At 70.3% G+C, this 26,982-nt stretch carries 21 protein-coding genes and 1 pseudogene; 11 read left to right on the top strand and 11 right to left on the bottom strand.

What is annotated here, in order from left to right; genetic code table 11:
* Positions 1–233: 233 nt before the first annotated feature.
* The 4 genes and pseudogenes from ACGFH9_RS14390 (at position 234) to ACGFH9_RS14405 (ending at position 6,663) form a co-directional block, all read left to right on the top strand.
* The gene (locus tag ACGFH9_RS14390; protein ID WP_393218693.1) at positions 234–1,442 is read left to right on the top strand and encodes a DUF349 domain-containing protein; all 1,209 of its coding nucleotides are present in this window, start codon (positions 234–236) and stop codon (positions 1,440–1,442) included.
* A 405-nt stretch (positions 1,443–1,847) separates the two neighbouring features.
* Complete coding sequence (locus ACGFH9_RS14395) at positions 1,848–2,726, top strand: transposase domain-containing protein (RefSeq protein WP_393218696.1); 879 nt, start codon at positions 1,848–1,850, stop codon at positions 2,724–2,726.
* Positions 2,727–3,340: 614 nt separating this feature from the next.
* Positions 3,341–4,948: pseudogene (locus tag ACGFH9_RS14400) on the top strand (cellulase family glycosylhydrolase).
* A 344-nt stretch (positions 4,949–5,292) separates the two neighbouring features.
* On the top strand, positions 5,293–6,663 hold the full coding sequence (locus ACGFH9_RS14405) for a cellulose binding domain-containing protein (RefSeq protein WP_393218699.1): 1,371 nt from the start codon (positions 5,293–5,295) through the stop codon (positions 6,661–6,663).
* Positions 6,664–6,709: 46 nt separating this feature from the next.
* On the opposite strand, the gene miaB is transcribed toward ACGFH9_RS14405, so the two are convergent.
* The gene (gene miaB / locus ACGFH9_RS14410; RefSeq protein ID WP_393218701.1) at positions 6,710–8,209 is read right to left on the bottom strand and encodes a tRNA (N6-isopentenyl adenosine(37)-C2)-methylthiotransferase MiaB; all 1,500 of its coding nucleotides are present in this window, start codon (positions 8,207–8,209) and stop codon (positions 6,710–6,712) included.
* Between the two features lie 54 nt (positions 8,210–8,263).
* Between miaB and ACGFH9_RS14415 the strand changes: the two genes are divergently transcribed.
* Positions 8,264–8,515 carry a DUF2277 family protein gene (locus tag ACGFH9_RS14415; protein ID WP_393218704.1) on the top strand — a complete coding sequence of 84 codons (252 nt, stop codon included), beginning with the start codon at positions 8,264–8,266 and terminating at the stop codon, positions 8,513–8,515.
* A 101-nt stretch (positions 8,516–8,616) separates the two neighbouring features.
* Here the strand turns inward: ACGFH9_RS14415 and ACGFH9_RS14420 are convergent, their stop codons facing one another.
* Positions 8,617–9,096, bottom strand: a complete 480-nt coding sequence (locus tag ACGFH9_RS14420) for a hypothetical protein (RefSeq protein WP_355234684.1) — start codon at positions 9,094–9,096, stop codon at positions 8,617–8,619.
* Between the two features lie 228 nt (positions 9,097–9,324).
* Entirely contained in the window at positions 9,325–10,314 is a 990-nt protein-coding gene (gene selD / locus ACGFH9_RS14425; protein WP_393218706.1) for a selenide, water dikinase SelD, read from the bottom strand.
* 194 nt (positions 10,315–10,508) lie between these two features.
* On the opposite strand from selD, the gene ACGFH9_RS14430 reads away from it, so the two are divergent.
* The 4 genes from ACGFH9_RS14430 to ACGFH9_RS14445 are packed head-to-tail and all read left to right on the top strand — an operon-like array spanning position 10,509 to position 13,914.
* Positions 10,509–11,264 (top strand): amino acid ABC transporter ATP-binding protein, encoded by a 756-nt coding sequence (locus ACGFH9_RS14430; RefSeq protein WP_393218709.1) that lies wholly within the window; start codon positions 10,509–10,511, stop codon positions 11,262–11,264.
* A 57-nt stretch (positions 11,265–11,321) separates the two neighbouring features.
* Entirely contained in the window at positions 11,322–12,200 is an 879-nt protein-coding gene (locus tag ACGFH9_RS14435; RefSeq protein ID WP_393218711.1) for a glutamate ABC transporter substrate-binding protein, read from the top strand.
* Positions 12,201–12,241: 41 nt separating this feature from the next.
* Positions 12,242–12,949: an amino acid ABC transporter permease gene (locus tag ACGFH9_RS14440; protein ID WP_393218713.1), complete on the top strand. Its 708-nt coding sequence runs from the start codon at positions 12,242–12,244 to the stop codon at positions 12,947–12,949.
* Positions 12,946–13,914 carry an amino acid ABC transporter permease gene (locus tag ACGFH9_RS14445; protein WP_393218716.1) on the top strand — a complete coding sequence of 323 codons (969 nt, stop codon included), beginning with the start codon at positions 12,946–12,948 and terminating at the stop codon, positions 13,912–13,914. Before ACGFH9_RS14440 ends, ACGFH9_RS14445 begins: the two co-directional genes overlap by 4 nt.
* A gap of 731 nt (positions 13,915–14,645) precedes the next feature.
* Here ACGFH9_RS14445 and rny read toward each other — a convergent pair.
* The 8 genes from rny to ACGFH9_RS14485 all read right to left on the bottom strand — a co-directional run bounded on the left by rny (position 14,646) and on the right by ACGFH9_RS14485 (position 24,931).
* Entirely contained in the window at positions 14,646–16,412 is a 1,767-nt protein-coding gene (gene rny / locus ACGFH9_RS14450; protein WP_393218719.1) for a ribonuclease Y, read from the bottom strand.
* A 650-nt stretch (positions 16,413–17,062) separates the two neighbouring features.
* Positions 17,063–17,746: a regulatory protein RecX gene (locus ACGFH9_RS14455; RefSeq protein WP_393218722.1), complete on the bottom strand. Its 684-nt coding sequence runs from the start codon at positions 17,744–17,746 to the stop codon at positions 17,063–17,065.
* A 14-nt stretch (positions 17,747–17,760) separates the two neighbouring features.
* On the bottom strand, positions 17,761–18,807 hold the full coding sequence (recA, locus tag ACGFH9_RS14460; protein ID WP_354884861.1) for a recombinase RecA: 1,047 nt from the start codon (positions 18,805–18,807) through the stop codon (positions 17,761–17,763).
* Between the two features lie 184 nt (positions 18,808–18,991).
* Entirely contained in the window at positions 18,992–19,192 is a 201-nt protein-coding gene (locus ACGFH9_RS14465) for a DUF3046 domain-containing protein (RefSeq protein WP_393218725.1), read from the bottom strand.
* Positions 19,193–19,196: 4 nt separating this feature from the next.
* Entirely contained in the window at positions 19,197–20,504 is a 1,308-nt protein-coding gene (locus tag ACGFH9_RS14470) for an MFS transporter (RefSeq protein ID WP_393218728.1), read from the bottom strand.
* A 337-nt stretch (positions 20,505–20,841) separates the two neighbouring features.
* Positions 20,842–22,446, bottom strand: coding sequence for a flavin monoamine oxidase family protein (locus ACGFH9_RS14475; protein ID WP_393218730.1), 1,605 nt, complete (start codon positions 22,444–22,446; stop codon positions 20,842–20,844).
* Positions 22,447–22,603: 157 nt separating this feature from the next.
* Positions 22,604–23,308: a UdgX family uracil-DNA binding protein gene (locus ACGFH9_RS14480; protein WP_393218732.1), complete on the bottom strand. Its 705-nt coding sequence runs from the start codon at positions 23,306–23,308 to the stop codon at positions 22,604–22,606.
* Between the two features lie 282 nt (positions 23,309–23,590).
* On the bottom strand, positions 23,591–24,931 hold the full coding sequence (locus ACGFH9_RS14485) for an aminotransferase class I/II-fold pyridoxal phosphate-dependent enzyme (RefSeq protein WP_393218735.1): 1,341 nt from the start codon (positions 24,929–24,931) through the stop codon (positions 23,591–23,593).
* A gap of 34 nt (positions 24,932–24,965) precedes the next feature.
* On the opposite strand from ACGFH9_RS14485, the gene ACGFH9_RS14490 reads away from it, so the two are divergent.
* Both ACGFH9_RS14490 and leuE read left to right on the top strand, forming a co-directional pair.
* Positions 24,966–26,207 carry a bifunctional pyridoxamine 5'-phosphate oxidase family protein/GNAT family N-acetyltransferase gene (locus tag ACGFH9_RS14490; protein WP_393218738.1) on the top strand — a complete coding sequence of 414 codons (1,242 nt, stop codon included), beginning with the start codon at positions 24,966–24,968 and terminating at the stop codon, positions 26,205–26,207.
* A complete protein-coding gene (gene leuE, locus ACGFH9_RS14495; protein WP_393218741.1) occupies positions 26,207–26,878 on the top strand; it encodes a leucine efflux protein LeuE in 672 nt (223 codons plus the stop codon). Before ACGFH9_RS14490 ends, leuE begins: the two co-directional genes overlap by 1 nt.
* Positions 26,879–26,982 lie beyond the last annotated feature (104 nt).

Below are 26,982 nucleotides of genomic sequence, written 5' to 3' on the forward strand. Positions count from 1 at the left end.
GCCGCGATCTGGCATAACCGGACCACCGGCCAACCCGTGACCAGGTCCCTGATCGCCTACGACCACTGACCAGACTTCGGACTTACTCGTCTAGGACACCGTATGGTCACGGTCGGCGATAGGCGCTCGACGCGGACCGGGTCGGACCTGTGACAATGCCGGAAGTAACTTGGCTGCGCCGTGGCGGCGACGGGGGACTGCTCCCTCGACGCCGGGAGAACGAGGATGGGCACATGAGCGACTGGACTGCCTTCGGACGGGTGGACGCGGACGGCACCGTTTACGTCAAGACCGCCGAAGGCGAGCGGGTGGTCGGATCTTGGCAGGCAGGAGCGCCGGAGGAGGGCCTCGCGCACTTCGCGCGCCGCTTCGCCGACCTGGTCACCGAGGTGGACCTGACCGAAGCGCGGCTCAACTCGGGCGCGGCGGACGCCGGGCACTCGTTGAGCACGATCCGGCGGATCCGCGCCACGCTGCCGGAGGCCCACGTCGTCGGCGACATCGACGCCCTGGCCGCCCGACTGGACAAGCTGGCGACCCTCGCCGAGGAGAAGGCGACCGAGGCGCGTGCCGCCCGGGACGTCGCCCGGGGTGAGGCCCTGGCCCGAAAGACCGCCCTGGTCGAGGAGGCCGAGAAGCTCGCCGCGGAGTCCACCGGCTGGAAGACCGCCGGCGACCGGCTCAAGGAGATCCTCGACGAGTGGAAGACCATTCGCGGGGTCGACAAGAAGGCCGACGGTGAGCTGTGGAAGCGGTTCGCCGCCGCGCGGGACGGCTTCACCCGGCGTCGAGGCGCCCACTTCGCGTCCCTGGACTCGCAGCGCAAGCAGGCGCAGACGGCCAAGGAAGAGCTGGTCGCCGAGGCCGAGAAGATCAAGGACTCCACCGAGTGGGCGGCCACGGCCAACCAGCTCAAGGAGCTGATGACGCAGTGGAAGGCCGCACCGCGCGCCTCCAAGGAGGCCGAGCAGAAGCTCTGGGAACGGTTCCGGGGCGCGCAGGACGCCTTCTTCAGCCGGCGCAGCGAGGTCTTCTCCGCCCGGGACGACGAGCAGCGCGGCAACCTGGAGCGTAAGCAGGCTCTGTTGGCCGAGGCCGAGGCCCTGGACATCGACGCCGACCCGAAGGGTGCCCAGGCCAAGCTGCGGGACATCCAGGCCCAGTGGCACGAGGCCGGCCGGGTGCCCCGCGAGGCCGCCGCCGGGCTGGAGCGCCGGCTGCGCGTCATCGACGACAAGGTCCGCGAGGTAATGGACTCGGCGTGGCGTCGTACCACCAAGGAGGACAACCCGCTGCTCGCCCAGATGCGGGCCCAGGTGGCGGAGGCCGAGGAGCGACTGACCCGGGCGCAGAGCGCCGGGGACGCCCGCCGGATCAAGGAGGCCGAGCAGGCCCTCGCCTCAAAGCGGCAGTTCCTCCAGCTCGCCGAGCAGGCCGGCTGACCTGACGCAGTCGCGAGAGCCCTCGGCCCCCGCGAGGGACCGGGGGCTCTCGCGTGTCCGGGGTCCCCGCAGCACCGCCCCGCGGCAAGATCCGCGCAACTTCGGGGAAGTTGCTGCTTCAGGCGCGCCGGAGCCAGCAATATCCCTGATGTTGCGCGGATCTTGCCGACGTGCACGGGGCGAGAGGACCCGGAAAGCCGGGGTTGGGTGCCTGCGCGCAGGCAAGATCGCGCTCGAACATGGATCTAGTGGCCATCCGGCGCCGCGACACCACTAGATCCAGGACAACGCCGTTGCGTTAGGCCGTGTGTCAAGGTCCTCGGTCGAGCAGAGGGGCGGACGGCGGACACCACGATGAGGGTGATGCCTGTGAGTCATCTTGATGACCCACAGGCATCACGCTCAATGGAGGGGGCGGCGCCGATCCGGCCGGACCACGGGCCCGCGAGCGACGGTTCACCAGCGGCCGAAAGGCCGGTCCTCTCGGCCTCCGCAGGCCGGCCAGGGGCTTTGACACACGGCCTAGAGGAGACCGGGACGCGTGAGAAGCGGCTGCGGCTGTTGCCGTCTCGGGTGGTGGTGTACTTCGTTCTCACGCTTGCCCTGTTCGAACGGTGTTCCTACCGGGCGACGTGGGGAAAGCTGACCGCCTCGCTGGCGCAGTTGTCCCTGGCGCGGCCGAGTGTCTCCTCGCTTGCGCGGGCCCGTCGCCGGATCGGCGTGGCGCCGCTGCGGCGGTTGTTCGAGACCCTGACCGGTGGCGTCGGCCAGCCTGGGCAGCCCGGGGTGTTCTACCGGGGTTTGCGTACGGTGGCCATCGACGGCACTCACCTACACGTGCCCGATGCGGATCAGGTCACCTGGCGCTACCGCAAACGAGCAGGGCACCGACGGGAGTTCGGCTACCCGCTGCTGCGGCTGCTCATGGTGATCGAGTACGGCACCCGCACCCTGCTCGCCACGGCCTTCGGCCCCGACGAAGGCCGCGAACTGCCCTACGCACACCGCCTGGTCGGCGCACTGGACCGCACGATGCTGCTGCTGGCCGACGCCGGCTTCGACGCCGCGCAATTCCTGCGCGACGTGCGCGCCACCGGCGCGCAGTTCCTCATCCGCTCCACCGCCTGCCGCCGCCCCACCATCACCGACCACCTGCCCGACGGCTCCTACCTGACCCACATCGGCACCGGACGCTACCCGTGCTCCTGCCCGTGCGGGTCATCGAAGCGCAGGTCACCATCACCCTCACCGACGGCACGACACGCCGCGAGCAATGGCGGCTGATCACTAGCCTGACCGACCACACCCGCTATCCCGCCGGCGAGCTCGTCGACCCAGCCGTCCTGGCCGACCTCCTACCCACACGGCGTCGCCCCCGCGTCAAAGCCCACTCCCGCAAGAACCCCACCAGCAAATACAGCCCAAACGCCAGCCAGCACCCAGCCACCACGCAGACCTACAGCCTCCACACCGAGATCACAATCTTCGAAGAAGACCTTGACTCCCGGCCACAGCCCTAACACAACGGCGTTGACATCCAGGATCGAGCGCGATCTTGCGAGTGCAGCACGCGGACGGGGTGCGGCGACGCCCGTTACAGGGCAGGGGCGCGTCGGGCGGGGCGGCGTGACGCCGGAGCGGGGCGGTGGCGGCGGGCAGTTGACGCATTGAGGTGGGCTGATGAGAATGGGCGACGGAGTCAGGTAGGGCCACCGGGCCGAGGGCGACGACGGCGAGCATCGCTGTCGAGGATCGGCCGGTGAGCTGCCGCGAGTTTCCCGTCCGCGTGACATGGGCCGTCGCGCACTGTCCGCGTACCCCGAGGGGACCGTGACGTGCGGACGGCCGCCCGCCGGCGTCGTCGCTCGACGGCGTCGTGCCTCCGAAGTGGAGCTCGAATGTTCCGTGGTAAAGCTCTTGGCGGCGTGCTGACCGCGCTCGCCACCGCAGCGGCAGGTGTGTTCATCGCCGCCGCCGTCAGCACCACCCCGGCTTCCGCCGCGGGTACCGGCACCGGCTATCTGCACACGAACCGTAGCCAGATCGTGGACAGCACCGGCGCGACGGTCCGGTTGACCGGCATCAACTGGTTCGGCATGGAGACCGACAACAAGACCTTCCACGGTCTCTGATCGAGCAATCCGTGGCGGGGGCAGCTCGACACGATGGCCCGGTTGGGCTACAACACGTTGCGGGTGCCGTACTCGAACGACGCGCTGAAGCCGGGCGCGACGGCCACCGGGATCAACGACTTCGTCAACCCGGACCTGATCGGGCTGTCGCCGTTGCAGATCCTGGACAAGGTGATCGACTACGCCGGCAGCAAGGGGATGCGGATCATCCTGGACCGGCACCGGCCGACGTCGGCCGGGCAGTCGCCGCTGTGGTACACGTCGACGGTCTCCGAGGCGACCTGGATCAACGACTGGAAGATGCTCGCCCAGCGGTACGCGGGCAATCCCACGGTGATCGGCGCGGACCTGCACAACGAGCCGCACGCCGAGGGCACCAACCCGACGGCCACCGGCGCGTGCTGGGGCTGCGGTGACACCGCGCGGGACTGGCGGCTCGCCGCCGAGCGGGCCGGCAACGCCGTCCTCGGTGTCCAGCCCAACTGGTTGATCTTCGTGGAGGGGGTGAGCTGCCCGAGCGGTGGCCTCTCCAACGTCTGGGACAACGACCCGAGCAACGACGAGGACTGCGGTTGGTGGGGCGGCAACCTGTCGAAGGCGGGTCAGTTCCCGGTACGCCTGAACGTGGCGAACCGGCTGGTCTACTCGCCGCACGAGTACGCCACGTCGGTGTACCGGCAGACCTGGTTCGACGCGCCGGACTACCCGGCGAACATGCCGGCCATCTGGGACAAGTACTTCGGTTACCTCTACAAGCAGAACATCGCCCCGATCATGATGGGCGAGTTCGGCAGCACCCTGGCCGACCCGAAGGACAGGGTGTGGCTGGAGAAGTTGATGGCGTACACGGGCACCGGGGTGACCGGGATGTCGTTCACCTACTGGTCGTGGAACCCGAACTCGGGCGACACCGGCGGCATCGCGCTCGACGACTGGACCAACATCAACACCACCAAGCAGGCGATCCTGCAGCCGTACCTGATCGCGCCGAGCGGCGGCGGTCCCACCGGAGGGCCGACCGGTGGCCCGACGGGTGGCCCCACCGGCGGGCCGACGAGCGCGCCCCCGGGCGCCTGCACGGCCACCTACCGGCAGGTCAACGCCTGGCAGGGCGGCTTCCAGGGTGAGTTGACGGTCAAGAACACCGGTACGGCCGCGGTGAACCCGTGGACCGTCACCTGGAGCTGGCCGTCCGGAGTGACGCTGGGCAGTGGGTGGAACGCCACCGTCACCCAGTCCGGTACGACGGTCACGGCCGCCGCGCCCAGCCACGCGCCGTCCCTGGCGGCGGGGGCATCGGTCACCGTGGGCTTCACCGCCAACGGTACGGCCAGCGCCCCGGCGACCGTGAAGCTCAACGGCGCCAGCTGTTGAGCCACCGGGGTGGCCGGCGCCCACGCCGAGGGCGTCGGCCACCCCGGCCCGGGCGCACGCCGTGCCCGGCCGAGAGCCGGGCGCACGCCGGGCCAGGCCAGGGCGGGCGCACACCGAGCCCTCCGTAGGGCGGCGGACCAGGGCCGCACGGAGCATTTACATCAAGGTTCTTCTATGCTTCCATCGGGAAAGCGCTTGCCTTCGCTGCGGCCGGCGCGAACGCGGGAGCCGCTTCTTCGCACCGAAACGCACCGGCGGACCCGGGACCTGAGATCCCGGATCACCTAGCCGCCCACGGGCATGGGCGTCGCGACGGTCCGTCCGCCTCATCGAAAGGAAGCAGCATGCGCACAACACAGCGTCGGATGACGCTGCTCGCCACCACCGCCGCCGCCACCGCCGCACTGGTCACCGGCGGTTTCCTGACGGCCGTCTCGGCCCAGGCGGCAGCCGGCTGCCAGGTCGCCTACTCGGTCGCCAGCCAGTGGCCGGGCGGGTTCACCGGCAACGTCACGGTCACCAACCTCGGCGACCCGGTATCCGGGTGGACGCTGGGCTGGTCGTACGGGGCCGGCCAGCAGGCCAGCCAGGCGTGGGGGGCCACCGTCACACAGAACGGCAGCCAGGTCTCCGCCGCCAACGTCGACTACAACGGCAACCTGGCCACCAACGGCAGCGCGTCGTTCGGCTTCAACGCGAGTTGGAACAACTCCAGCAACCCGGTGCCGACCAGCTTCACCCTGAACAACGTGGCGTGCACGGGCGGCACCACCACACCGACCACCACCACACCGCCCCACCCGGGCACGCCCACCACGCCGCCCATCCCCAGCGATCCGCCGCCGAGCGTTCCGCCGCCGACCGGCCTGGTCGGGTGGGCAACCCAGAACGGCGGCACCACCGGCGGTGGAGGCGCCCCGGCGACCACCGTCACGAACGCCTCGGCGCTGACCAGCGCGCTGAACGCGACCGGTTCGGCGGTGATCCGGGTGTCCGGCACCATCTCCTGCTCGGGCATGCTGCGGGTCCGGTCCAACAAGACCATCCTCGGCAACTCCGGCGCGACGATCGTCGGCTGCGGACTCAACGTCAGCGGTGACCGCAACGTCATCATCCGGAACCTGACCTTCCGGGACTGGAACGACGACGCGATAAACGTGCAGGAGTCGGCGACCAACATCTGGATCGACCACAACACCTTCAGCAACGGGTACGACGGCGCGGTCGACATCAAGCGCGGCTCGGACTTCGTCACCGTGTCGTGGAACCGGGTCTTCAACCACGACAAGACCATGCTGCTCGGCCACAGCGACGACAACGGCGCGCAGGACACCGGGCACCTGCGGGTGACGTACCACCACAACTGGTTCGACGGCAGCAAGCAGCGCAACCCTCGGGTGCGCTTCGGCAACCCGGTGCACGTCTACAACAACTACTACCGGGCCAACACCGGCTACGGCGTGGCCTCCACCGAGAACGCGGGCGTGCTCGTCGAGGGCAACTACTTCGAGAACGTCCCCGACACGTACCACCTCGGCGAGGCCGACTCCGGGCCGGGCCGGCTGGTGGCCCGCAACAACCACTTCGTCAACTCGCCCGCCGGGCAGACCGGCGGCAGCGTCGCCAGCATCCCGTACCCGTACCAACTGGACACCGCGAGCAACGTCAAGTCCATCGTGACGGGCGGCGCCGGCGCCGGTCGCATCACGGTCTGACCGTGGGTCGGTCGGGGTCCGCCGTGCCGGCGGGCCCCGACCTGCGTCAGTGCGCGGCGCAGCCGCCGGTGGGCGCGGGCGCGACCGCCGGTGCGCCGATCGTGGGCAGACCGAGCAACACCCCGGGGGTACGCGGGGAGCGACCCGCCTCGGCGGCGTCACCGGCCCGGGTCCGGCGGTGCGACAGGGGCGCGCCGTCGGCGTTGAGGTGGTGTGGCGCGGCGTACGTGATCTCGGTGTGCACGATGTCGCCGGGCCGGATCGACCCGGCGAAGCCGCCCGCGTCGAAGTGCACGAGCCGGCCGTCGCGGGCCCGGCCGGACAGCCGCCCGGTCCGCTCGTCCTTGCGGCCCTCGCCGACCGCGACCAGCACCTCGACGGTCTCCCCCACGAGGCGCTTGTTCTCCGCCCAGGTGATCTCCTCGACGCAGGAGATCAGCCGCTCGTAGCGCTCCTGCACGACCTGCTTGGGCAGCTGGCCGTCCATCGTCGCGGCGGGGGTGCCGGGGCGCTTCGAGTACTGGAAGGTGAACGCCGACGAGAAGCGGGCCTCGCGCACCACGTCCAGCGTGCGCTGGAAGTCGGCCTCGGTCTCGCCGGGGAAGCCCACGATGATGTCGGTGGTGATCGCCGCGTCCGGCATCGCCGCCCGGACCTTCTCGATGATCCCCAGGTACCGCTCGGAGCGGTACGACCGGCGCATCGCCTTGAGCACGTCGTCGGAGCCGGACTGCAACGGCATGTGCAGCGAGTGGCACACGTTCGAGGTCTCAGCCATCGCGGCGATCACGTCGTCGGTGAAGTCCTTCGGGTGCGGGCTGGTGAACCGGACCCGCTCCAGGCCGTCGATCTCACCTGTGGCGCGCAGCAGCTTGCCGAACGCGTACCGGTCACCGAACTCGACACCGTAGGAGTTGACGTTCTGCCCGAGCAGGGTCACCTCCAGCACACCCTCGTCGACCAGGGCGCGCACCTCGGCGAGGATGTCCCCCGGGCGGCGGTCCTTCTCCTTGCCGCGCAGGGAGGGCACGATGCAGAACGTGCAGGTGTTGTTGCAGCCCACCGAGATCGAGACCCAGCCGGCGTACGTGGACTCGCGGCGGGTCGGCAGCGTGGACGGGAAGACGTCCAGCGACTCCAGGATCTCCACCTCGGCGGCGGCGTTGTGCCGGGCCCGCTCCAGCAGCACCGGCAGCGCACCGATGTTGTGCGTGCCGAAGACGACGTCCACCCAGGGCGCCTTGCGGACGATCTCGCCGCGGTCCTTCTGCGCCAGGCAACCACCGACGGCGATCTGCATGCCCGGGTGCTTGTCCTTCACGGGGCGCAGATGACCGAGGTTGCCGTAGAGGCGGTTGTCGGCGTTCTCCCGCACCGCACAGGTGTTGAAGACGACGATGTCCGGGGTGTCGTCGGCCTGGGGCGCGCGCACGTAGCCGGCCTGTTCGAGCAGGCCGGAGATGCGCTCGGAGTCGTGCACGTTCATCTGGCAGCCGTAGGTGCGCACCTGGTAGGTGCGCGGGCTGCCCGCCGCTGCGGTAGTCATGACCAGGACAGCGTATCCGGGTCGACCGGATCACCCGAACGAGGAGCACCCGACATGTGCCGAAGCATCAAGACGTTGCGGGAGCCGTTCACCCCGCAGGTGACCGACGCGGACATCGAGGCGGCGGCGTTGCAGTACGTCCGGAAGATCTCGGGCTTCCGGGCGCCCGCCGCGCACAACGCCGCCGCGTTCGAGGCCGCGGTGGCCGCCGTGACCGAAGCCACCCGCACCCTGCTCGACCACCTGGTCGTGCGGGGATCGGGCACTGCCGATCGACCGGCCACCGCCGCCACCGGACCCGCCTGACGTCCCGACGCACCCGGCCCGGCCGGATTGCTCGCCACCATCCAGCCGGCTCGAGCGACCCCGGCCGGCTCGGCGTGCGCGGCCGGCCCGTCGGTGGCGGGTCAGGCCGCGGCGAGGACCGGTGCGACGGTGTCCGGCGCCCAGCGGGAGCGGTGACACTGCGACCAGCCCCGGCAGCCCGGGTCGCCAAGCGAGCAGAGCCGCTGCTTGCTGAGCACCTCGCCGTCGTCGGTGTCCCGGACGTCGAAGTGCACCGGGCGGACCGTGCCGTCCGGTGCGACGAGCAGATGCCGGGTGGCGTCGAGCGTGTCGTCCCGCAACAGGCAGTCGCGGCCCAGCAGCCGGGCCAACGCGGCGATGCTGGCGTGCTCGGAGAGCCGTTCGGGCACCCCGTAGCAGTCGATCACCGTTGGAAACTCGCCCGGCGCCTGCCAGACGTCACACACCACCGCGTACGCCGGCAGTCGCGCCGGGTCCGCCGCTGCCAGCGGCATCACCACCCGACCGAGCGCCTCGGCCAGCGCCGGGTAGACCTCAACGGGTCGTACCCGGTCGATTCTCCAGTTCCACAGCTCGGTCATTCCGCCTCCTCGCTGCGTTCGTCCCACCGGCCTCCGAATCGGGCCTTACTGACGATGGTGGGGGGCATTTGACCCCAGCCGGGGGCAAGTTACCGGTCTGTGACCATTCCGGGCAAAATTTCCCTGAGCGGCATTGCTCGGAGTAGCGGGAAGGTGACAGTTTATCGGGTATCGTGCGCCAGCCGAACCACCCGGAGGGCGTGTCCCCGCGACAACCGGCCGCGTCCGTCAGCGCAGGACGACCAGGTGCTCCCCGCGGGGCAACAGTTCACCCACCACGGGTGCGCCCGGCAGCTCACCGGCGACCAGCAGACCGCCGGACGTCTGCGCGTCGGCCAGCAGCAGGCGCTCGTCCTCGTCGGCCGCACCGAAGTCCGTCCACGGGGTGACCCACTCCAGGTTGCGTCGGCTGCCGCCGCTGACGTACCCGTCGCGCAGCGCCTCCCGCGCACCCCCCAGGTACGGCACCCGGGCCGTGTCGATGGCCACCGTCAGCCGGCTGGCGCGGGCCAGCTTCGAGGCGTGCCCGAGCAGACCGAACCCGGTCACGTCGGTGCCGCACCGGATGCCGGCGGCGACCGCTGCCCGTGCGGCGCCGGCGTTCAGCGCGCTCATCGTGGCGACCGCCTCCGGGAAGCTCTCACCGGTGGCCTTGTGTCGAGTGTTGAGCACGCCCACGCCGAGCGGCTTGGTCAGCGACAACGGAATCCCGGCCCGACCGGCGTCCAGAGTGATCAGTTCCTCGGGTCGTACGGTGCCGGTGACCGCGAGACCGTACTTCGGACCGTCGTCGTCCACGCTGTGCCCACCGGCCAGGTGACAACCCGCCTCCCGGGCCACGTCCTGGCCGCCGCGCAGCACCTCCCGCGCCAACTCCAGCGGCAGCACGTCACGTGGCCAGCAGAGCAGGTTGAGCGCCAGCAGCGGGGTGCCGCCCATCGCGTACACGTCGGACAATGCGTTGGCCGCGGCGATGCGCCCCCAGTCGTAGGCGTCGTCGACGACCGGGGTGAAGAAGTCCGCGGTGCTGACCAGGCCCGTGCGTTCGTCCAGGCGGACCACCGCGGCGTCGTCGCCGTGGTCCAGGCCGACCAGCAGTTCCGCGGTGCCGGTGGCCGGGCCGAGACCGGCCACCATGACCTCCAGCTCGCCGGGCGGAATCTTGCAGGCGCAGCCACCGCCGCGGGCATACTTCGTCAGGCGTACCGGTTCGGTCATGCCTCCATCGTCGCGGGGATCGGGTGCCGCCGCCACAGTTGCGGGCCGCGCGATGACCGAAATCGGACCCCCGACAACGATCGTGACCGGTGTTACCGCTCCGTGACCAACTGGGTTGCGTTCCGCCACATCACGCCGCCTACAGTTGCCCAACCGGGGGTCGACCGACCCGATCCGGGAAGACGACAGGGACGGTGGACGACGTGACGACGGGCCAACCGCTCATCGTGCTGGACGCGGTCAACAAGTGGTTCGGGCCGCTGCACGTACTGGACGACGTCTCGCTTTCGGTGGATCGGGGCGAGGTGGTCGTGGTGATCGGCCCGTCCGGCTCCGGCAAGTCGACGCTGTGCCGTGCCATCAACCGACTGGAACCGATCAACTCGGGCACCATCACCTTCGACGGTCAGCCGCTCCCGGCCGAGGGCAAGCCCCTCGCCCGGCTGCGCAGCGAGGTGGGCATGGTCTTCCAGTCCTTCAACCTCTTCGCCCACAAGACCATCCTGGAGAACGTCACCCTCGGGCCGATCAAGGTCCGCAAGGAGAAGCCCGCCGCGGCCCGCGAACGCGGACTGGCCCTGCTCGACCGGGTCGGCATCGCCAACCAGGCGGACAAGTTCCCGGCCCAGCTCTCCGGCGGCCAGCAGCAGCGGGTGGCGATCGCCCGCGCCCTGGCCATGCAGCCCAAGGCGATGCTGTTCGACGAGCCCACCAGCGCCCTGGACCCGGAGATGGTCGGCGAGGTGCTCGACGTGATGACCTCGCTGGCCCGCGACGGCATGACGATGGTCGTGGTCACCCACGAGATGGGCTTCGCCCGGCACGCCGCCAACCGGGTCATCTTCATGGCCGACGGTCAACTGGTCGAGGATGCCCCGCCCGCGGAGTTCTTCGCGAACCCGCGCAGCGACCGGGCCAAGGACTTCCTCTCCAAGATCCTTACGCACTAGGCGTCCGTAGTGGAGCGCGCCGCACAAGGGCGGGCTCCGTCGAAGAAGGAGAAGAGTATGCGTATGACGCGCGTTGCGGCAGTCGCCGCGGTCGCCGCTCTGGCGCTCGGCCTCACCGCCTGCGGTGGCGACGACGGCGGGGAGGGCACCGGCGCTGGCAGCAAGTCCTTCGCCGCCGGCAGCACCATGGAGAAGCTGAACAAGGCTCAGAAGATCAAGGTTGGCACCAAGTTCGACCAACCCGGCTTCGGCCTCAAGGGCCTGTCGGGCAAGCCGGAGGGCTTCGACGTCGGGATCGCCAAGATCATCGTCAAGGAGCTCGGCATCCCCGAGGACAAGATCGAGTGGGTCGAGGCTCCCTCGAAGGTCCGCGAGGACGTCATCGTCAACGGCAACGTCGACTTCGTCGCGGCGACGTACACGATCAACGACAAGCGCAAGGAGCGGATCGCCTTCGCGGGCCCGTACTACGAGGCCGGCCAGAACATCCTGGTCAAGAAGGACGACACCACCATCACCGGTCCGGACTCGTTCAAGGACGGCGCCAAGAAGGTCTGTTCGGTCACCGGATCGACCCCGGCCGAGACGATCAAGAAGTACGTCAAGGACGTGGGGACCCAGCTGGTGCTCTTCGACACCTACGACAAGTGCCGTGACGCACTCAAGGGCGGACAGGTCGACGCCGTGACCACGGACAACGTCATCCTGCTCGGCTACATCGCCAAGGACGAGGCCTCCTTCAAGCTGGCGGGCGACAACTTCACCAAGGAGCCGTACGGCATCGGTGTGAAGAAGGAGGATGCGGACTTCCGCAGCTTCATCAACGACACGCTGGACAAGGCGGTCTCCGACGGCAGCTGGAAGAAGGCCTGGGACGACACCGCCGGCAAGTTCGGCGCCGAGTTGGGCTCAGCGCCCACCATCAACCGCTACTGATCTGATCCTTCGATCTGGAGGGTGGGGAGGAACACCGACTCGTGAATGTACTCATCGACAAGTTCGACGTCTTTGCCGGTGGCTTCTGGCTCACCCTCCAGATCTGCTTTCTCGCCGCGATCGGCGCCCTCGTCCTGGGCGCCATCGTGGCGGTGCTCCGCATCTCGCCGGTGCCGCCGCTGCGTGGCGTCGGCACCGCCTACGTCACCGTCTTCCGCAACATGCCACTGACCGTGGTGATGTTCTTCGCCGCGTTCGGTCTGCCGGCGCTGGGGTCGAATGCGGACTTCCTCCGCATCCCGGTGATCGACTCGCTCTTCACCCGGCTCGGCACCGACCTACCGTACTTCCGATTCGCGCTGATCGCCCTCGTGCTGTACACCGCCGCGTTCGTCTGCGAGGCGCTGCGGTCCGGCGTCAACGCGGTACCCGCCGGCCAGGCAGAGGCCGCGCGTTCACTGGGTCTGACCTTCGGCCAGAACCTTCGCCACGTGGTGCTGCCGCAGTCCTGGAAGGCGTCGGTGGTGCCGCTGGGCTCGGTGATCATCGCGATGATCAAGAACTCGGCGCTCGCCGGCTTCTTTGGAGTGGTCGGCGACCTTTCGGCCACGGCTGACCAGCTCACCGGCGCCGAGGGCTACGCCTTCATCCCGGTCGCCGTCGGCATTTCAGTCGGTTATCTGATCATGACCGTGCCACTCGGCGCCCTGCTGGACCGGATCGAGAAGCGACAGGCGGTGGCCCGATGAGTCAGCAGACCAGCGTCCTTTACGACATTCCCGGTCCCCGACAGCGGCGGATCACGCTGATCAGCAGCATCGTTGCCGGGCTCGTCCTGCTCGTCGGGGCCTACTTCCTGATCTACCGGCCGCTGGACGAGAAGGGCCAGCTGTCGATGGAGTTGTGGGGCCCCCTGGTCGACCCCACCAACGTGAACTTCTCCCAGGTGTGGGACCGGATCGGACTTGGTTTCAAGAACACCCTGATCGCGGCGGCCCTGGCCATCGTCGCCTCGCTGGTGGTCGGGACGCTGCTGGCAGTGCTGCGGATCCAACTCAGGAGCCTGACCGGCCGCCGGTTCACCGGCCTCGCCACGCCGCTCGCGTACCTGCTGCGCGGAATGAGCGCGCTGCTGTCCGCGGTCACCCGGGTCTGCGTCGAGGTGTTCCGCGGCCTGCCAGTCGTCCTCACCATCTTCTTCGTGGCCCGTGGCTTCCCCGAGTTCGGCCTCTACTTCGACAACCTCTGGTATCTGATCATCGGTCTCACGATCTACAACTCCGTGGTGATCGGCGAGATTCTCCGGTCCGGCATGGAAGGGCTGCCCGGCGGTCAGGCCGAGGCCGCCGCCGCGATTGGGCTGTCCCCGGCACAGACCACCCGGATGATCCTGTTGCCGCAGGCCTTCCGGATCATGCTGCCGGCGTTGATCAGCCAGCTGGTCGTGGTGCTCAAGGACACCTCGCTGGGATTCATCATCAGTTATGAGGAGACCCTGAACATCGGCAAGCAGATCATCGGCGTGCTGGGGAACCCCATCCAGGTCTACGTCGTGATCGCCGTGCTCTTCATCGCTGTCAACTACTCGCTGTCGAAGCTTGCCCAGTACGTCCAGCGACGGTTGGGCAAGGCCCGCAAGACGGCGGGCACCCCGGCGCAGAATCCACCGCCTGCGGCGTTGATCTCTCAAGCAGAGGGCACTGGGGGAGTCTGAGCGCCCGAGACCCCTAGGCAAGGAGCGCGTGCAGTACGCGAACCGGCTCCTTGCCTCACTCCGTACTGGCATCTGAGGCACTGCCGCCCTTGCGAATGGGAGTTCACGACCTTCGCGCAGCGGGTTCGCCGTCCATAGTATTGGTGCCGCAAGTTGCCCAACGGTGAAGGGTCCGAGACCTCAGAATAGACCTGGCACTCGCGCCGAGCTCGCAACATGAAGCATGCTACTAGCCGCCAGCATAGTGCTTGCGCCCGGGAATACCATGCTGCACATGCCGAATCCTAGAGACTACCCTTGCGATTGGGTGCCAGCGCCGCTGCCGTAGAGCGAGCAGTTTATGGAGTATCCCGATCAGCCCGGATCTACGTGGGTCGACAATCACCAACTAGGTCTGTTTGCAGATGGGCGAGATAATGCCGAGCTATGTTCATGCACGTACGCGGGCCACACTGGCAGCCCCATAAACATTATGGGGCTGCGGAAGATTTGGCATACCGAGGACAACTACTCCCGAATCAGTTGTTCACCTCGGCGGTCAGTGCCGACTGTCTAGCAACACCGGCGATGGCATGAGATCCACGATAAAATGATCTTAACGTTGATTCAAACACCTGCATAGATCCATGTTGGCCTCTTCAACCAACGCGCCCGATCCGCAGCGAAAATTGTCGACGCCAGTGGACGAGTGAAGTTCAATCCTTCAGTATCGTGCCCTGACGAAGTGACGGTCAGCGAGCGATCTCGGTGACCCGGGACTCGCGGACCACGGTGACCCGGATCTGACCCGGGTAGGTCAGCTCCTCCTCGATCTGCTTGGCCACGTCACGGGCCAGCACGGCCGCCCCGATGTCGTCCACGTCGTCCGGCTTCACCATCACCCGGATCTCCCGGCCGGCCTGCATGGCGAAGACCTTGTCCACGCCGAGCTTGCCGGCCGCGATCTCCTCGATCCGCTCCAGCCGCTTGACATACGCCTCGAGGCTCTCCCGCCGCGCGCCCGGCCGACCGCCGGAGCAGGCATCGGACGCCTGGGTGAGGACGGCCTCGATGGTCTGCGGCGGCACCTCGTTGTGGTGCGCCTCGATGGCGTGCACCACGTCCTCGTGTTCGCCGTACTTGCGGGCCAGGTCGGCGCCGATGATGGCGTGGCTGCCCTCGACCTCGTGGGTGAGCGCCTTGCCGATGTCGTGCAGGAACGCCGACCGCTTGATGGTGGGCACGTCCAGCCGCAGCTCGGCGGCCATGATGCCGGCGATGTGCGCGGTCTCGACCAGGTGCTTGAGCACGTTCTGGCCGTACGACGTGCGGTAGCGCAGCCGGCCCAGCAGGGTCACCAGCTCCGGGTGGATCTCGGTGATGCCCACCTCGACCAGGGCGTCCTCGGCGGCGCGCAGGCAGAGCTGCTCCACCTCCTGGCGGGCCAGATCGTAGACCTCCTCGATCCGGTGCGGGTGGATCCGCCCGTCGAGCACGAGCTTCTCGAGCGTGAGCCGGCCGACCTCGCGGCGCACCGGGTCGAAGCAGGAGAGCAGCACCGCCTCGGGTGTGTCGTCGATGATCAGGTTGACCCCGGTCACCGACTCGAAGGCCCGGATGTTGCGGCCCTCCCGGCCGATGATGCGGCCCTTCATCTCGTCGCCGGGCAGGTGCAGGACGCTGACCACACTCTCGGCGGTCTGCTCGCTGGCCACCCGCTGGATCGCGTCCACCACGATGTGCCGGGCCCGCTGCTCGGCGGTGTTGCGCGCGTCGGACTCGATGTCGCGTACCAGGAGCGCCGCCTCCCGCTTGGCGGACGTCTCGATCGCCTCGATCAGCTCCAGCCGGGCGGACTCGGCGGTGAGACCGGCCACCCGCTCCAACTCCCGGCGGCGCAGCTCCTCGGCCTCGGCCAGCTCGGCCTCGCGCTGAACGAGGGCGGACTCCCGGGTGGCGAGGGCGGCGCTGGCCGCCGTGAGCTGCCGCTCCCGCTCGGCGAACCGCTCCACCTCCTCGGTGTGCAGCCGCTCCCGCTCGTCCATCCGGGCTGCCCGGCGCTCCACCTCGGCGGCCTGTTCCCGGGTCGTGGCGGCGAGTACCGCAACCTCCCGCTCGCCGCTGCGGCGCGCGGCCGTGCGGAGCTGCTCCGCGTCCGCCTCGGCCTGCTTGTGCGCCCGTTCCAGCACGGTGTCGGCCTCGGCGCGGGCGTCGTCGAGCACCCGTCGCGCCTCGGCCCGGGCCGCCTTCGCCTCGGCCTTCGCCCCCGCCGCCTCGGCACGGGCCGCGGAGGCGGCGGACTTCGCCACGTCGATCGTGCTGTTCGCCTGGTCGGCCGCGTCGCGCAGGGCGGCCAGGGACTGCTCCTGACGGTCCTTCTCGGCGATGAAGGCGGGATCCTCCGGGGCCGGCGCCGAGCCGATCCGGCGCAGCGCCCGGATGCCGACCAGCACCGCCGCGATCACGACCACGCCGAGGATCAGGACGGCCGCGAGGAGCACCACGTCGAGGGCGTTCATGCCGGAACCCCGCGAGGTCCATCCGCGAACCTGTGCCGCCGCCCCGCCATGGCCGCCTCCCCTGAACGTCATGACCGCAGCGACTGTGCCCAGGGCACACTCCTGCGGCTGTGGACGCCCGACCGGAGCGGCTGGCCGTGGGTAGCTCTCTCCACCGGCGGTGCCCTCGGGCATCGTCGGCGACCGGGTGCAGTTGTCGCGGAGCGCCGGACCGGCCAGTCCGGAACTGCCGCCAAAGGCCGCGGAGTCGGCCAAAGTGATGCTGTTCTGTTACGAGATCTATGTTGTGCGCTTAGCCTGCGCTGGTCGGGCAATGTGAGCCTGTATGGCGAGGCTAGGTCTCCGAGGGCGGTCTGGTCAAGGACTCATGATCAAACCCCCCGAACGGAGAGAAGTTGCAGCGTCACGCAAAGCTGATGTCGTGTCGGACACGGCAGGACAAACACGGCGAGCCGACGCCCTCGATTGGGATGTCATGCCTGTTCAGCGACCGCACAGGTCCCGCAGGCGAGCCGCGAGTGTGACACCTGCGACCTCGCGCCGCGTGTCGAGTGAGAGGATCGCGCCGACCTTGCCGGCTCGGCTGTCGAGATGAGTGGAACGCCCGTCATGTCGGGACCGAGAGTCCACGATCACGGTGCGGGTCGGCGTCAGCGGTTGTCGCGCTCCAACTCGCCCTCGGCGTCGGCGAGGGCGTCGGCGTCGATCTGCTCGGCGAACTCCGCCGCCTCGGCGCTCTGCGCGGCGAGGGCGTCCTTCACCGCCCGGATGGCTACGCCGGGCGGGTAGCCCTTGCGTGCCAGCATGCCCACCAGCCGGCGGAAGACGGCGTCCGGCTCACCCCGGGCGGTACGTAGCTTGCGCTCCACGAGGGCTCGGGCGGTCTGCGCCTCGGTCTCCTCGTCCAGCTCATCCAGCGCCTCGGTGGCGACCTCGCCGTCCACGCCCTTGCGGCGCAGCTCGTTGGCGAGCGCCCGGCGGGCCAGACCGCGCCCGTTGTGCCGACTCGACACCCAGGCACGGGCGAACGCGGCGTCGTCGATGATGCCGACCTCGTCGTACCGGTCGAGCACCTCGGCCGACACCTCCTCGGAGATGCCCCGCTTGGCCAGCGCCCCGGCCAGCTCGGCGCGGGTACGTGGTCGGACGGCGAGCTGGCGCAGGCAGATCTCGCGGACCACCTCGGACTCGTCACGCGGCGGCGTGGCCGCCGGCTCGTCAGCCGACTGTTCGGCCTGGCGACCCCGTCGGGGGCGCGGCGGATCGGCGGCGTCGCCCATACGAGGCGGACTGGCATCCCAGCCCTGCCCCGTACGGGCGCGTCGTCCTGCCATGTGTCAGCTACCCGTCAGAAGTCGACCGGCGGCAGCTCGGGGCCACCGGCGGCGTCGCCCGCGCCGACCCCCACGCCGAGCTTCTCCAGGATCTTCTTCTCGATCTCGGCGGCCACGTCCGGGTTCTCCTTCAGGAACTCCCGGGCCTTCTCCTTGCCCTGGCCGAGCTGGTCACCGTCGTACGTGTACCACGCGCCGGACTTACGGATGATCGCCTGCTCCACGCCGACGTCGATCAGCGAGCCCTCGCGCGAGATGCCCTTGCCGTACATGATGTCGAACTCGGCCTGCTTGAACGGCGCGGCCACCTTGTTCTTGACGACCTTGACCCGGGTGCGGTTACCGACCACGTCGGTGCCGTCCTTGAGGCTCTCGATGCGGCGCACGTCGAGCCGGACCGAGGCGTAGAACTTCAGCGCCCGACCACCGGTCGTGGTCTCCGGGCTGCCGAACATCACGCCGATCTTTTCCCGGAGCTGGTTGATGAAGATCGCCGTGGTGCCGGTGTTGCTGAGCACACCGGTGATCTTGCGCAGCGCCTGGCTCATCAGCCGGGCCTGGAGACCCACGTGGCTGTCGCCCATCTCGCCCTCGATCTCGGCGCGCGGCACCAGGGCCGCCACCGAGTCGATCACGATGATGTCGATCGCGCCCGAGCGGATCAGCATGTCGGCGATCTCCAGCGCCTGCTCGCCCGTGTCCGGCTGCGAGACCAGCATCGCGTCGGTGTCGACGCCGAGGGCCTTCGCGTACTCCGGGTCGAGCGCGTGTTCGGCGTCGATGAAGGCGGCGATGCCGCCGGCCCGCTGGGCGCTGGCCACCGAGTGCAGGGCCACCGTGGTCTTACCGCTGGACTCAGGGCCGTAGATCTCGACCACCCGACCGCGCGGCAGACCGCCCACGCCGAGCGCCACATCGAGCGCGATGGAGCCGGTCGGGATCACGGCGGTCTGGACGACCGGCCGCTCTCCCAGCCGCATCACCGAGCCCTTGCCGAACTGCTTGTCAATCTGAGCGAGAGCAAGGTCGAGTGCCTTCTCCCGGTCAGGCCCTGCTGCCATGGTTGCCACCCCTGCCTTCGCCGGCGTCTTTGCTGAGCTTCGCGTCACGCGGACACGCTAGGCGCTAGGTCCGACAGAAAACCAGCCGACGGGCCGCGAGCTGTGGACGAGCACCCCGCTGTGGACAATAGCCGAACAGGTGTACGACTCGACAAGCGACACGCGGAAGCGACGAAAAGGCTGCTCAGCGTAGTCGAGCGGGTACGCGGTCGGGATACGCGGCACAGACCGCCCGCCACACCACGTGCGTCCGCTCCCCCGCCGCCAACGCCTGCTCGATGGTCCGGCCGTCAAGCTGGGACAGCACCTGATCCCGGGCGATGCTCGCCGCGTAGCCCGGCCCGAACGCCTCCTCCAACCGCGCCCAGAAGTCGGTCAGCCGCACGTGATCAGTCCTCCTCACCCGGTGCCCCGGTCGGCACCGGGCGCAACGCTAGCGCCACCAGGGGCACGGTCGCGACCGCCGCGAGCAGGGTGAGCACGGGATAACCGGCCACCTGCATGACAAACCCGCTGAGCACCGCGGCACTCGCGCCCGCCAGCCCCATGATCATGTCGGAGAACCCCTGGACGCTCGGCCGCACATCGGCCGACACCGACTCGGAGAGCAGCGTCGAGCCGGCCACCATCGTCCCCGACCAGCCCAGCCCGAGCAGGACCAGACCGACCGAGAGTCGAGAGGTGTGGTGCCCGGCGGTACCGGCGACCGCGCACGCGGCCAGCAGCAACCCGACCCCGCCGAGGATCACCGCCCGCCGGCCGAGCCGGTCGGTGAGCCAGCCGACCACCGGGGAGAACGCGTACATGCCGGCGATGTGCAGACTCAACACGATCCCGACCAGCCGCAGCACGTCGGCGTCGGCGTGCGACTCGCCGAGCCGGACCGGGGTCATCGCCATCACCGCCACCATGACCAGGTGACCCACCGCCACGGCGGCGATCCCGAGCCGGGCGGCGGGCTGTCCGCGTACCACCGACCAGGCCACCCGCATGCCGGCGCCGCGCGGCGCGCGCACACCGACCGGCGCGGCGGTCGCGGATGGCGACGCGGCGAGTCGCCGCGCGGTGAGCAGCGGGTCGGGCCTGAGAAGACCGAGGAGTACGACGGCAGCCAGCACGAACGCCGCCGCGCTGAACGCGAAGGGGCCGGCCAGTGGCGGCAGCCCCCAGCCGGTGGTCACCCGATCGGCCAGCGCGGCGAAGTTCGGCGCGGCCACCGCACCGATGGTGGTGGCCCAGACGATCAGCGAGAGTTGGCGTCCTCGACGGGCCGGTTCGGCGAGGTCCACGGCCGTGTAGCGGGCCTGGAGGTTGGCGGCGGTACCGCCACCGAAGAGCAGCATGCCGAGGAAGAGCAGCGGCACCGAGCGGGTGGCCGCCGCCAGCACCACCAGGACGCCGCCGACGGCGCCCACCGCGTACGCCAGCACGAGCCCGGGCCGGCGGCCGTGCCGGGCCATGATCCGGGTGACCGGGACGGCGAGCAGCGCCGCACCGACCACCCCGGCGCTCTGGGCGACGCCGGCCACCGCGGTGCCGGCGATCCGCGCGGCGAGCAACGCGCCGACCGAGATGCCGATGGTCACGCCGACGCCGCCGATGATCTGGGTGCTGAAGAGCAGCCGCATGGTGCGTCGCTGAATCGGCGCGACGTCGAGTCGGTCGTCGGTACGCGGCACGGTCAGCTCGGTGGCCATCGGCGCTCCTTGAGGACGGGAACGCCCCCATCCTCGCGCACCCCTCCCGCCCCCCGACGCCCCGCAGGGCGCCGCCCGCGCCCGCCCCGCCCCGCCCCGCCCCGCCGGGCCGCGCCGCGCCGGGCCGCGCCGGGCCGCGCCGCGCCGGGCCGCGCCGGGCCGCGCCGGGCCGGGCCGCGCCGGGCCGCGCCGGGCCGCGCCGCAAGATCTGCGCCGCCCCGCCGCAAGATCTGCGCAACTTCAGGGAAGTTGCTGGCTTGGCGCGCCGGGAAGCAGCAGTTTCCCCGAAGTTGCGCAGATCCTGGTCGGCGTCGGAGGAAGGGACCGGGGTGGCCGGTCAGCCGGTCATCACCCGCTGGTGCAGGGCCGACACCGCCGCACGGGCTGCCACGAACGCGCCGTGCTGCCAGGCCACCTCGTGGCTCAGCCAGTCCCCGGCGAAGTAGACCCGCCCGGCCGGCTGGAGCAGCAGGTCGTACCCGGCCGTGCCGTAGCGGGGCGAGGTCCAGGCGCCCTCGATGTAGCGGGTCCGGTCCCAGGCGTGCGAGTACGAGGTGACCAGCTCGCTGCGGTACTTGTCACCGTGGATCTTGACGCCCTGGCCGACCGCCCGCTCCTGACGCAGCTCCGGGGTGAGCCCGCTGTACGCCCGGGCGTTCGCTCCGGTGTTGTAGTAGCCGACGACCAGGCCACGCTTGCCGTGGTAGCCGTAGGACGGGTACCAGATGTGCGACAGGTCCAGATCGGTCTCCGTGATGCCGCCGTAGATCCGCTGGTCGGTCTCCCACCAGCGACTGCGGTACTCCAGGCCGATCTTGCCGGCGGCGGTGACGGGGAAGTCGGCCAGCGCGGCGGTCACGGACGCGCCGAGGTTGTGCGGTACCCGGGCCATCAGGTGTGGCGGCAGGGCGGCCACGCAGTAGTCGGCGGTGATCTGCGACTGCCGGCCGCCCTGCCGGTAGGTCACCTCGACCCGGCTGCCCCGGTCGGTCACCCCGGTCACCTCGGCGTTGAGGCGGATGCGATGCCCGCCGACAGCCTTGGCGAGGGCGCGGGGGATCTGGTCCATGCCTCCGACCGGCTGGAACATCAGCATGGCCTGGTCGTAGCCGAACTCGAAGGAGAAGTACCGGCCCACGTTGCTGGCGAAGACGTCGGAGAGCGCTGGCGGCGTACCGAGCGGACTCCCCACGTCGTTGCCCGCGCCGGGGAACGCGGAGAAACCACGCCGGGTGGTGCCGGTGTACGCCCAGTCGCTGGCCCGTCCACCGATCGCGCCGAAGCTCTGCAGGAACGACAGCAGCCGGTCCCGGTCCTCGGTGGTGAGCCGCGCGTCCAGCGCACCCTGGTCGGTGGCCTTGGCGAGCAGTTCCGACACGTAGCCGTAGACATCGGCCTTGGCGGTGCGGTAGCGGATCGGCTCGGTCATTCCGGCGGACTCGTTGTAGATCCAGGCGTCGGCGTTCTGGTTGGTGAAGACCTCGACAGGTACGCCCAGCTCGCGGCAGTAGTCCATGGTGACCATCCACTGTGCGATGCGGCCCGGTCCGGCGTTGAAGTAGACGCCGTCGGAGAAGCCGGCCCGCTGGGTGTGGCCGTCAAGGTCGGTCTCGACGTCGCCGCCCCGGATGGTCAGGTTCCGCCCGCCGACGCGGTGCCGCGCCTCCAGGACCGTGCAGTGGTAACCAGCCTTGCCCAGCTCGTACGCCGTGGTGAGCCCCGCGACGCCACCGCCGAGCACGACGACGCTGGCGCCCGGCCGTCCGGTCAGGGTGAAGTCGGACGGCTCGGGCACCCGGAACGCCGGAGTCGCCGAGGCGGCGGCGCTGGGCGCGAGACCCATGGCTCCCATCGTGGCGAGCATCGCACCGGCCCCGCCGCTGATCCCGACCGCGCGTAGGAATCCGCGTCGGCTCACCGTCGACTGCGTCTGATCGCTCATGAACGCCTCCCCTACAAGATCGACTCAGGTGAGTCTGTAGAGGACGTGTTACGTCGATCACGCGTCGCCGTTTCCGGCAGGTATCACCACGAACTCCGACACCGACCGGTGACGCGTCGCCCGTCGGAAGACGCCGCCGTACCCCCGGCCGTGGTGATTATCCGGCGAGGGCGCGGGCGGCGACCGTGAGGTCGGCGACCAGCCCTTCGTACGCCGCGTCCTGGTCGTCGGCGCGCAGTACGGCGGACGGGTGGATGGTCGCCAGCAGCCGGGTCCGCGGGGCGTCCGCCACCGCGCCGGCACTGTCCACCGGAACCCGCTGGAAGTCCTCGGGATGCTGGGCCGACGCGGGCCAGGGCAGCAGTTCGCCGCGCTGCCTCGTCACCCGGAAGGACGGGCCGAGCAGCGCCTTCGCGGCGGTGGCCCCGAGCACCACGACGACCGCCGGGTCGAGCCGGGTGAACTCGGCGACCAACCAGGGACGACAGGCGGCGATGTGGATCCGGTCCGGCGTCTGGTGGATGCGCCGCTTGCCGCGCACCTCGAAACGAAAGTGCTTCACGGCGTTCGTGAGGTACAGCGCGGCCGGGTCGAGGCCGGCGTCGTCGACGGCCTTGCGCAACAGCCGGCCCGCGGGACCGACGAAGGGCAGACCCTTCTGGTCCTCCATGTCGCCGGGCTGCTCGCCGACGAGCACCACGCGGGCGCTCCCGTCACCCCGCCCGAAGACGGTCTGCGTGGCGTCCCGGTACAGCTCGCAGCCGCGACAGCCGCCCGAGGCCGCCCGCAGCTCGTCGATGGTGTCGGCCTCGGGCGGGATGAACCGCTGGGCACCGGGAGCTGCGTCGGTCTGCTCGGCCATGCCGCTTGTTATATACCCGTTCGGTACGCGCTGCCGCTTACGCACCGGCCCGAACGTGGCCGCCCCACGTCAGTACCCGCCTCCACCGCCGCCGCCACCACACGACGCGAGCGCGATCAGCACGATGATGATCACGATGACCGCGACCGCGACCCCGATCCAGAGCCCTCGATTGCCGCCTGAAGCCATGTCAGCCACCTCCGTCGGCGCGCATACCCGCCCCGGACGCGCCAAACCCCTCTTGTGCCGCGACAACACCCGATCGGGTCGCCGGCCGACGGGTCAGGTGGCGAAGCCGGAGGGTGCGACGGGATGGGCGGCGCGCGCCAGGGCGGCGGCCAGCGGCGTCATGTCCTCGACGGCCAGGGAACTGATGGTGACGCGCAGGGCTGGCGGCGCGGCGATCCGGTAGAGGGCGCCGGGCGCGACCGCCCAGCCGGCGTCGCGCAACGCGGTCACCGCGCTGGTCTCGTCCAGAACCGGCAGCCAGACGTTGATGCCCGTGCGACCGTGCGCCGTCAGGCCGTGCTCGGCCAGCGCGGCCAGCAGCCCTTCGCGCCGCAGCTCGTAGCTCTGCGCCGCCCGGCGCACCAGCTCGTCGACCGCCGGGTCCCGCCACAGGGCGAGCACCAACCGTTGCAGCACGGTGGACACCCAGCCGGCACCGACACGCGTCCGACCGGTCACCCGGGCCACGGTGGTCTCGTCGCCGGCCAGCACCGCCAGCCGCAGGTCCGGACCGAAGGGCTTGCTCACCGACCGCACGAAGGCCCAGCTTCCGGCCGCGCCGGCAAGCGGATGCAGGGGTACGCGGGCCAGTTCGGCGGCGTGGTCGTCCTCGATGAGCAGCAGGTCCTGCCGCCCGGCGAGCAGCGCGCGCAGCTCCGTGGCGCGGGCGGCGGAGACGGCGGCGCCGGTCGGGTTCTGGGCCCGGCTGGTGACGACCAGCGCCCGCGCCCCGGCGGTCAGCGCGGCCGCCACCCCGGCGGTCAGGGGCCCCTCGTCGTCCACGGGTACGCCGATGGGCCGCAGCCCGAGGGCGGCGACCAGGTCGAGCAGATTTGCCCAGCCCGGGTCCTCCACCGCCACCGCGTCACCGGGGCGCAGGTGGGCGCCGAGGAGGCGTTCGATGCCGTCCAGCGCGCCACCGGTGAGAGTGAGGTCCTCGACGGGTACGCCGTCGGCGCTCAGCCGGGCGCGGGCAACCTCGGCCAACTCCGGGAGCACTCCGGCCTGCGCGTAGCCGACCGGTGGGCCGACGTCGGCGGCGAGCGCGGCCAGGTGCGGGCCGATCGGGGGCAGCAGTCGGGGGTCGGGCTCGCCCCGGGACAGGTCGCGGGCGTCCGGCAGTGGTGCGGGGCGCAGGGCGGAGCGGCGGGCGGCCACCGGTGGACGCGGGCGGACGCGGGTGCCGTGCCGGCCGGCGGTGGCGAGCACGCCACGTTGGCGCAGCTCCTGATAGGCGCGGGCAACGGTGGCCGGGCTGACGCCGAGGTCGGCGGCGAGGGCGCGCACCGAGGGCAGGCTGACCCCAGGGGCCAGGGCGCCGGTACGGATGCCCGACTCGATGCTGGCCGAAATCGCGACGGCGGTCGTCCCGGTGAACTGATAGCGTGCTGACACAAATAAGAGATTGTACTAGCACAAAGGGGCGCGCATGTATCCACCCACCGCCCGGACCATCCCGACCCGCTCCCGCGACCGGATGAGCTACGACCGTGCGGCGGCACACGCCGTGCTGGACGAGGCGTACCACTGCTCCTTCGGCTTCACCGTGGACGGCGAACCCCGGGTGCTGCCGACCCTGCACGTCCGCATCGGCGACACGCTCTACCTGCACGGCTCCACCGGCAGCCGCCCCCTGCTCGCCGCCCGAGGCGACGGGCTGGCCGTCTGCGTCGCGGTGACGCTGCTCGACGGACTGGTCTACGCCCGCTCGCAGTTCCACCACAGCGCCAACTACCGCTCGGTGGTCGCGCTCGGCACCGCGCGACTCGTCACCGACGCCCAGGAGAAGAGCGCCGTGCTCACCGCGCTCGTCGAGAAGGTGGGCGCCGGCCGCAGCACGGACAGTCGCCCACCGAGCCGGCGCGAACTGGCCGAGACCGCAGTGCTGGCGCTGCCCCTGCGGGAGGTGTCCGTCCGGTCCCGCACCGGCGGGGTCCGCGAGGACGAAGACGACCTGCACCTACCGCACTGGGCCGGCGTCCTGCCACTGAGGCTGACCGCCGGCCTGCCGCAGCCCGCCGTCGGGGTCACCGCTGCCCTACCGGCGTACCTGCGCACGGCCCGTACTCCCTGGCACGACCCGGCGACGCTGAGCGGCGAGCACGTCCGGTTGGAGCCGCTGGACCCGACGCACGCCGACGACCTGCACGCCGCCACCGCCGACGACGACGTCTGGCGGCACCTCACCGTCCCGCGGCCCACCGAGCCGGCCGGGACCGCCGAGGTCATCGCCGACGCGCTGGCCGCACAGCAGCGCGGCGAGCGGGTGCCCTGGGTGCAGCGCTGCGCGGTGACCGGGACGGTGGTCGGCAGCACCTCCTACTACGAGATCGACCCGGAGCGGCGGTCGGTGGCGATCGGGCACACGTTCCTCGGCCGACCCTGGTGGCGTACCGGAATCAACACCGAGGCCAAGCTGCTGCTGCTCGGCCGGGCCTTCGACGACCTGGGCGCGGTACGGGTCGCCTGGCACACCGACATCCGCAACGAACGCTCCCAGGCGGCCATCGAACGGCTCGGCGCCACCCGGGAGGGAGTGCTGCGGATGCACCGCCAGCGCCCGGACGGCTCCTGGCGGGACACGGTGCAGTACGCGATGACCGTCGACGAGTGGCCGAACGCACAGGCCATGCTGCGGAAAAGACTTCGCGGTACGGCACCCGCGGCCTGATGATGACGGGCGTGCTGGGGATCACCGACATCTGGACGTACGTGCTGGGCACCGTGGCCATCATCCTGCTGCCCGGGCCGAACTCGCTCTTCGTGCTCTCCACCGCCGCCAAACGGGGCGTGGGCGTCGGCTACCGGGCGGCGAGCGGGGTCTTCGTCGGCGACGGGGTGCTGATGATCCTCTCCGCAGCCGGGGTGGCGTCGCTGCTCAAGGCGTACCCGCCGCTGTTCCTGGTGATCAAGTACGCCGGTGCCGCGTACCTCGGTTATGTCGGGGTGACCATGCTGCGCGGCGCCTGGCGGCGCTGGCGCGACCGCAACGACCCGGGCACGCCGCGGCTCATCGACGCCGCCGAACCGGCGCAGCTGCGCAGCCCGTTCCGCAAAGCGCTGGTGATCAGCCTGCTGAATCCGAAGGCGATCCTGTTCTTCATCTCGTTCTTCATCCAGTTCGTCGACCCCGACTATGCCTGGCCGGCGCTGTCGTTCCTGCTGCTCGGCCTGATCGCCCAGGTCGCCAGCGCGCTCTACCTGACCGCGCTGATCTTCGCGGGGACGTTCCTGGCGACCCAGTTCCGCCGCCGCCGTCGCCTCGCGGTGGGCGGCACCACGGCGGTAGCAACGCTCTTCCTAGCCTTCAGCCTCAAACTAGCCACCGCCACCGCGGGCTAACCCCTCCCCGCTCCCCGCGATCTTGCACTTTGTGTTGTCTATATGCACTCTTCGCGCGCTTCGCGACAACAGTAAGTGCAAGATCGGCGCGGGAGTGGGCTGCG

The organism is Micromonospora sp. NPDC049102, from assembly GCF_043197485.1.
Lineage (GTDB): Bacteria > Actinomycetota > Actinomycetes > Mycobacteriales > Micromonosporaceae > Micromonospora.

Excerpts from the sequence above, each read along its gene's own strand:
- ACGFH9_RS14480 (WP_393218732.1), bottom strand. The coding sequence starts at position 23,308 with ATGGCCGAGCAGACCGACGCAGCTCCCGGTGCCCAGCGGTTCATCCCG.
- ACGFH9_RS14390 (WP_393218693.1), top strand. The coding sequence starts at position 234 with ATGAGCGACTGGACTGCCTTCGGACGGGTGGACGCGGACGGCACCGTT.
- ACGFH9_RS14435 (WP_393218711.1), top strand. The coding sequence starts at position 11,322 with ATGCGTATGACGCGCGTTGCGGCAGTCGCCGCGGTCGCCGCTCTGGCG.
- ACGFH9_RS14415 (WP_393218704.1), top strand. The coding sequence starts at position 8,264 with ATGTGCCGAAGCATCAAGACGTTGCGGGAGCCGTTCACCCCGCAGGTG.
- ACGFH9_RS14475 (WP_393218730.1), bottom strand. The coding sequence starts at position 22,446 with ATGAGCGATCAGACGCAGTCGACGGTGAGCCGACGCGGATTCCTACGC.
- ACGFH9_RS14455 (WP_393218722.1), bottom strand. The coding sequence starts at position 17,746 with ATGGCAGGACGACGCGCCCGTACGGGGCAGGGCTGGGATGCCAGTCCG.
- ACGFH9_RS14395 (WP_393218696.1), top strand. The coding sequence starts at position 1,848 with ATGGAGGGGGCGGCGCCGATCCGGCCGGACCACGGGCCCGCGAGCGAC.
- ACGFH9_RS14445 (WP_393218716.1), top strand. The coding sequence starts at position 12,946 with ATGAGTCAGCAGACCAGCGTCCTTTACGACATTCCCGGTCCCCGACAG.
- ACGFH9_RS14405 (WP_393218699.1), top strand. The coding sequence starts at position 5,293 with ATGCGCACAACACAGCGTCGGATGACGCTGCTCGCCACCACCGCCGCC.
- ACGFH9_RS14420 (WP_355234684.1), bottom strand. The coding sequence starts at position 9,096 with ATGACCGAGCTGTGGAACTGGAGAATCGACCGGGTACGACCCGTTGAG.
- miaB (WP_393218701.1), bottom strand. The coding sequence starts at position 8,209 with ATGACTACCGCAGCGGCGGGCAGCCCGCGCACCTACCAGGTGCGCACC.
- selD (WP_393218706.1), bottom strand. The coding sequence starts at position 10,314 with ATGACCGAACCGGTACGCCTGACGAAGTATGCCCGCGGCGGTGGCTGC.
- ACGFH9_RS14490 (WP_393218738.1), top strand. The coding sequence starts at position 24,966 with ATGTATCCACCCACCGCCCGGACCATCCCGACCCGCTCCCGCGACCGG.
- rny (WP_393218719.1), bottom strand. The coding sequence starts at position 16,412 with ATGAACGCCCTCGACGTGGTGCTCCTCGCGGCCGTCCTGATCCTCGGC.
- ACGFH9_RS14470 (WP_393218728.1), bottom strand. The coding sequence starts at position 20,504 with ATGGCCACCGAGCTGACCGTGCCGCGTACCGACGACCGACTCGACGTC.
- leuE (WP_393218741.1), top strand. The coding sequence starts at position 26,207 with ATGATGACGGGCGTGCTGGGGATCACCGACATCTGGACGTACGTGCTG.
- recA (WP_354884861.1), bottom strand. The coding sequence starts at position 18,807 with ATGGCAGCAGGGCCTGACCGGGAGAAGGCACTCGACCTTGCTCTCGCT.